This window comes from Streptococcus sp. DD04 (assembly GCF_001578725.1).
Classification (GTDB): Bacteria; Bacillota; Bacilli; order Lactobacillales; family Streptococcaceae; genus Streptococcus; species Streptococcus sinensis.
In genome coordinates this window covers 180,585-186,636 of record NZ_KQ968977.1, presented here as the reverse complement: position 1 = coordinate 186,636, position 6,052 = coordinate 180,585, and the positions used below count along the sequence as shown (strand labels likewise).

Genomic DNA, 6,052 nt, shown 5'->3' with positions numbered 1-6,052 from the left:
GAACGGTATGTGTATTACGATTTTCTTTGTACTGCCTTTGAGGGTCAAGTTAGGGGAAACGATCATGAAGGGGAGCCCAAATGGTGGAAGATTTCGGAACTTGACCAAATAGACATGCAGGCCGATATTCGTGAACGCTTGCCTCTTTACTGGCGGAAAGGCTCTTTTGAGCGAATTCATTATTGGGATGAGGAGGATCACTGTATCGGCGAGACCAAGACGATTTTGTATGATTGATTTTAGATGATAAGGAGAGGTTATGGACTGGTTACGATCGCAGCCTGTGGTTATGCAGGCATTCTTGGCTGGGCTGTTCACATGGGGTTGTACTATTGTGGGCTCGGCTATTGTATTTTTCTTTAAACAGGTCAGTCGCAAGCTGCCGGACATTATGATGGGCTTTGCGGCAGGCGTTATGATTGCGGCTTCCTTTTGGTCACTTCTGGCACCGTCGATTGAGTATGCGCAAAGTTCTTATGGCAAGCTATCCTGGTTGCCTGCGGTTTTTAGTAGGAGGTTTTTTCCTGCGGCTGATTGATGCTGTGGTGCCTCACTTGCACTTGAGCAAGGATATTTCGGAGGCAGAGAGTGTTCCTGAGCATAGCCGAAAGAAGCTGTCCAAGACGGCTCTACTCTTTTTAGCCATTACCATTCACAATTTTCCAGAAGGTTTGGCAGTCGGAGTAGCATTTGGTGCTTTGGCCGCCAATCCTAGTCCGGAAGCCTTTGTCGGCGCGATTGGTCTGGCTTTGGGAATCGGTCTGCAAAATGTTCCAGAAGGAGCGGCTCTATCCATTCCGATTCGGACGGATGGCAAGTCTCGGCTTAAAGCTTTTTACTGGGGGGCCATGTCGGCTATTGTAGAGCCTGTCGGAGCAGTGCTGGGAGCTGTCGCAGTCATGGCGCTATGACGGCTATTCTGCCCTATGCCTTATCCTTTGCGGCAGGAGCCATGATCTTCGTGGTGGTAGAGGAGTTGATACCGGATTCGCAGACCAATGGCAATACCGATGTGGCGACTTTAGGCCTCATGGTGGGCTTCGTCATCATGATGGTTCTAGATGTAGCTTTGGGCTGATTTGGGGCTGATGTTAGACCAGAATTGAATAGCAGAAGAAAGCGGAGATTCCGCTCTTTTTCTTTTGTTTAAGGGTAGTGAAAAGGATGACATCCGCTTTCAAAAATGGTAAAATAAGGAGAATACATTAAGAGAGGAAACTCATATGAAAGGTATTATTCTTGCAGGTGGTTCTGGTACACGTTTGTATCCATTGACCCGCGCTGCGTCAAAACAGCTCATGCCGGTTTATGACAAACCCATGATTTATTATCCGCTGTCAACTCTTATGCTGGCTGGTATCAAGGACATCTTGATTATATCCACTCCGACAGATTTGCCTCGTTTTGAGGATCTGCTGGGAGATGGATCTGAGTTTGGTATCAAGCTTTCTTATGCAGAGCAGCCAAGTCCGGACGGATTGGCACAAGCCTTTATCATTGGGGCTGATTTTATTGGAGATGACTGCGTGGCGCTGATTCTTGGGGATAATATTTACCATGGACCAGGTCTGAGTAAAATGCTCCAAAATGCTGCTGCTAAAGAAAAAGGAGCAACTGTCTTTGGCTACCATGTCAAGGATCCAGAACGCTTTGGTGTAGTAGAATTTGATGAAAATATGAATGCTATCTCCATCGAAGAAAAACCGGAACAGCCTCGCTCTAACTATGCAGTGACTGGACTCTATTTCTACGATAACGATGTTGTAGAAATTGCCAAGAACATCAAACCAAGTCCTCGCGGGGAGTTAGAAATCACTGATGTCAACAAGGCTTACTTGGAACGTGGTGATTTGTCTGTTGAGCTTATGGGACGTGGTTTTGCTTGGTTGGATACAGGAACTCACGAAAGTCTCTTAGAAGCGGCTCAATATATCGAAACAGTTCAGCGTATGCAGAACGTTCAGGTGGCAAATCTGGAAGAAATTGCCTATCGTATGGGCTATATCACTAAGGAGCAAGTGCATGAATTGGCACAGCCGTTGAAGAAGAATGAATACGGACAATACTTGCTCCGTTTGATTGGAGAAGCTTAAGAAGATGACAGAACAATTTTTTGATAAGGAATTAGCAGCGCGTGAGGTTCCCGGAATCCCTGGAATGTTAGAATTTGATATTCCTGTTCGCGGGGACAACCGAGGCTGGTTTAAAGAGAATTTCCAAAAGGAAAAAATGCTGCCACTAGGCTTCCCTGAAAGCTTCTTTGCAGAAGGGAAATTGCAAAATAATGTCAGCTTTTCTCGTAAAAATGTCCTGCGTGGCCTTCATGCTGAGCCTTGGGATAAGTATATCTCTGTTGCAGATGACGGTAAGGTGCTGGGTTCTTGGGTCGACTTGCGTGAGGGTGAGACCTTTGGTAATACTTACCAAACAGTAATCGATGCCAGCAAGGGTATTTTTGTACCACGGGGCGTAGCCAACGGCTTCCAAGTCCTTTCTGATACCGTTTCCTATAGCTATCTGGTAAATGACTACTGGGCTTTGGAACTCAAACCTAAGTATGCCTTTGTCAACTATGCAGACCCTGCTCTAGGCATCCAGTGGGAAAACCTAGAAGCAGCAGAAGTCTCAGAAGCAGACAAGAACCATCCGCTACTTAAGGATGTCAAACCTCTAAGAAAAGAAGATTTGTAAAAAAGAATTCTTTTCTGATGCATTAATTTATATTGAAATATATGATTTAGCTCAGCTCTTATCCGAGCGAAGCGAGTTGAAGAAATGATTGCCGCTGTGGTGTAAATCATGTAACAAACTAGACAATTTGTTACATGACAGGGGATTTTTGAGACATTAGGCTCAAAAATAAGCAATGAAACCGGAGGTTTGCTTGCGTCCCCACCACTTAAGGCAATTATAAAAAAGTTAAGGAATAAAAATGACTGAATACAAAAAAATTATCGTGACAGGTGGAGCTGGTTTTATCGGCTCTAACTTTGTCCACTATGTTTACAATAACTTTCCAGATGTCCATGTGACAGTGCTGGACAAGCTGACTTATGCGGGTAACCGTGCAAATATTGAGGAAATTTTAGGCGACCGAGTAGAGTTGGTTGTTGGAGATATTGCTGACGCGGCCTTGGTGGACAAGCTGGCAGCTGAAGCTGATGCGATTGTTCACTATGCGGCAGAAAGCCACAATGATAACTCGCTCAATGATCCGAGTCCATTCATTCATACCAACTTCATCGGAACTTACACACTTTTGGAAGCAGCTCGTAAATACGACATTCGTTTCCACCATGTGTCAACTGACGAAGTCTATGGCGACCTGCCTCTGCGTGAAGATTTACCAGGCCATGGAGAAGGCCCAGGCGAGAAGTTTACGGCTGAAACCAAGTACAATCCAAGCTCACCTTACTCATCAACTAAAGCAGCTTCAGACTTGATTGTTAAAGCTTGGGTACGCTCATTTGGCGTCAAAGCGACTATTTCTAACTGTTCAAACAACTATGGTCCTTACCAGCACATCGAGAAGTTCATCCCGCGCCAAATCACCAATATCTTGAGCGGTATCAAGCCAAAACTCTACGGTGAGGGCAAGAATGTCCGTGACTGGATTCATACTAATGACCATTCATCAGGTGTTTGGACTATTCTGACCAAGGGCCAAATCGGTGAAACTTACTTGATTGGTGCAGACGGTGAGAAGAATAATAAGGAAGTGCTGGAACTTATTCTCAAGGAAATGGGACAGCCAGCTGACGCTTATGACCATGTGACAGATCGTGCGGGTCATGACCTTCGCTATGCAATTGATGCCAGCAAGCTCCGCGATGAGCTAGGATGGAAGCCCGAGTTTACCAACTTTGAAGCGGGTCTCAAAGAGACGATCAAGTGGTACACGGACAATCAAGACTGGTGGAAATCAGAAAAAGAAGCAGTTGAAGCCAACTACGCTAAGACTCAGGAAGTGATTAAATAAATTAGATTGAAGCAGGCGTGCGAGACAAGGTAAAAAATGTAGAGTTTTTAGTAGCCTATCTCAAATCGTAGGAATTAGCTACCAGGCCTATCTGAATCTTTTATGATACAAAAATGAGGTTGAGACGATTATTGTCCTAGCCTCTTTTTCGTAATGTTTAGCCTCTTAGAGTAGATTTTTCAAAAGAAAGTTTTTAAAAAAATTTGCTATAATAGACCTATGAACAAGCTAATCCAATCCAAGCTGGAACTGCTACCAACCAGTCCCGGCTGTTACATTCACAAGGACAAAAACGCTACTATTATCTATGTCGGAAAAGCCAAAAATCTGCGTAATCGGGTTCGCTCTTATTTTCGTGGCAGCCACGACACCAAGACGGAGGCCTTGGTGTCCGAGATTGAGGATTTTGAGTTTATTGTCACTGAGTCTAATATCGAGGCTTTGCTCCTAGAAATCAATCTAATCAAGGAAAATAAGCCCAAGTACAATATCATGCTCAAGGACGATAAGTCCTATCCTTTTATTAAGATTACCAACGAAGTTTATCCGCGTCTGATTATCACGCGCCAAGTCAAAAAGGATGGCGGTCTTTATTTTGGTCCCTATCCAGATGTTGGTGCAGCTAATGAAATCAAGCGCCTGCTCGATCGAATTTTTACGTTTAAAAAATGTACCAATCCACCTGCAAAAGTCTGCTTTTATTATCACTTGGGGCAATGTGAAGCCCATACGATTTGCAAGCGGGATAGCCAGTATTTCAAGAATATGGCTCAGGAAGTGTCGGACTTTCTCAAGGGTCAGGACGATAAGATTATCGATGAGCTCCGTGAGAAGATGAATAAAACAGCTGCAGCCATGGAGTTTGAGCGAGCGGCCGAATACCGTGACCTGATTCAGGCTATTGGAACCTTGCGCACCAAGCAGCGGGTCATGGCCAAGGATTTGCAGAATCGTGATGTTTTTGGCTATTATGTGGACAAGGGCTGGATGTGCGTCCAGGTCTTCTTTGTCCGCCAGGGTAAGCTGATTGAGCGTGATGTCAATCTTTTTCCCTATTACAATGATCCCGACGAAGATTTCTTGACCTATATTGGCCAGTTTTATCAGGAAAAATCCCACCTCAAGCCCAATGAAATCTTAATTCCATCAGATATTGATGAAGAAGCTGTTCGGGCTGTTGTGGATACCAAAGTAGTCAAGCCCCAGCGAGGTGAGAAGAAGCAACTGGTAAATCTGGCTATTAAGAATGCTCGGGTCAGTCTCCAGCAGAAATTTGATCTTTTGGAGAAATCCGTTGAGAAAACGCAGGGCGCTATAGAAAATCTAGGGAAGCTCCTCAATATTCCGACACCGGTTCGAATCGAGTCTTTCGATAACTCCAACATCATGGGAACCAGTCCCGTATCGGCTATGGTCGTCTTTGTCAATGGGAAGCCTAGCAAGAAAGATTATCGCAAGTACAAGATTAAGACTGTAGTGGGGCCAGATGATTATGCAAGTATGCGAGAGGTCATCAAGCGTCGCTATAGTCGGGTCATTCGTGACGGGCTGACGCCACCAGATCTGATTGTCATTGATGGTGGGCAAGGCCAGGTCAATATTGCTAAAGAAGTTATTCAGGAGCAGTTGGGATTGGATATTCCCATCGCTGGACTGCAAAAAAATGACAAGCATCAGACCCATGAATTGCTCTTTGGTGACCCTCTACAGGTTGTAGAATTATCCCGGAATTCGCAGGAATTTTTCCTACTCCAGCGTATCCAAGATGAGGTCCACCGTTTCGCCATTACCTTCCACCGTCAGCTCCGGTCTAAGAATTCCTTCTCATCGCAACTGGATGGTATCGAAGGCTTGGGGCCAAAACGCAAGCAAAATCTCATGAAACACTTCAAATCTCTGACAAAGATTAAAGAAGCCAGTGTGGATGAAATCGTCGAAGTCGGAGTACCGCGAGCAGTAGCGGAGACTGTGCAGGCAAAACTCAATCAAACAGAGTCATCCCATCCCTTGTTAGAAGTGGCGGAACCCTTAGCAGAATTGGATAGTTAATATATAAACTAAGACCGTGAAAAC

The 6,052-nt window shown here is 44.9% G+C and carries 5 protein-coding genes and 1 pseudogene; all 6 read left to right on the top strand.

The features are described from left to right. Window positions 1–237, top strand: a 237-nt coding sequence (locus STRDD04_RS03645) for an NUDIX hydrolase (protein ID WP_082757337.1), incomplete at its 5' end; no start/stop codon positions are given. 22 nt (window positions 238–259) lie between these two features. Beyond that, a pseudogene (gene tmpA, locus STRDD04_RS03640) lies at window positions 260–1,078 on the top strand (ZIP family manganese transporter TmpA). Between the two features lie 145 nt (window positions 1,079–1,223). Continuing rightward, on the top strand, window positions 1,224–2,093 hold the full coding sequence (gene rfbA / locus STRDD04_RS03635; protein ID WP_062199422.1) for a glucose-1-phosphate thymidylyltransferase RfbA: 870 nt from the start codon (window positions 1,224–1,226) through the stop codon (window positions 2,091–2,093). 4 nt (window positions 2,094–2,097) lie between these two features. After that, window positions 2,098–2,691: a dTDP-4-dehydrorhamnose 3,5-epimerase family protein gene (locus STRDD04_RS03630; protein WP_015605114.1), complete on the top strand. Its 594-nt coding sequence runs from the start codon at window positions 2,098–2,100 to the stop codon at window positions 2,689–2,691. Between the two features lie 241 nt (window positions 2,692–2,932). Further along, window positions 2,933–3,979, top strand: coding sequence for a dTDP-glucose 4,6-dehydratase (rfbB, locus tag STRDD04_RS03625; RefSeq protein WP_002909476.1), 1,047 nt, complete (start codon window positions 2,933–2,935; stop codon window positions 3,977–3,979). Between the two features lie 219 nt (window positions 3,980–4,198). Further along, window positions 4,199–6,028, top strand: coding sequence for an excinuclease ABC subunit UvrC (gene uvrC, locus STRDD04_RS03620; RefSeq protein ID WP_062199420.1), 1,830 nt, complete (start codon window positions 4,199–4,201; stop codon window positions 6,026–6,028). The last annotated feature ends 24 nt before the right edge of the window (window positions 6,029–6,052 follow it).

Coding starts and splice junctions, on each gene's coding strand:
- rfbA (WP_062199422.1), top strand. CDS start 1,224: ATGAAAGGTATTATTCTTGCAGGTGGTTCTGGTACACGTTTGTATCCA.
- STRDD04_RS03630 (WP_015605114.1), top strand. CDS start 2,098: ATGACAGAACAATTTTTTGATAAGGAATTAGCAGCGCGTGAGGTTCCC.
- rfbB (WP_002909476.1), top strand. CDS start 2,933: ATGACTGAATACAAAAAAATTATCGTGACAGGTGGAGCTGGTTTTATC.
- uvrC (WP_062199420.1), top strand. CDS start 4,199: ATGAACAAGCTAATCCAATCCAAGCTGGAACTGCTACCAACCAGTCCC.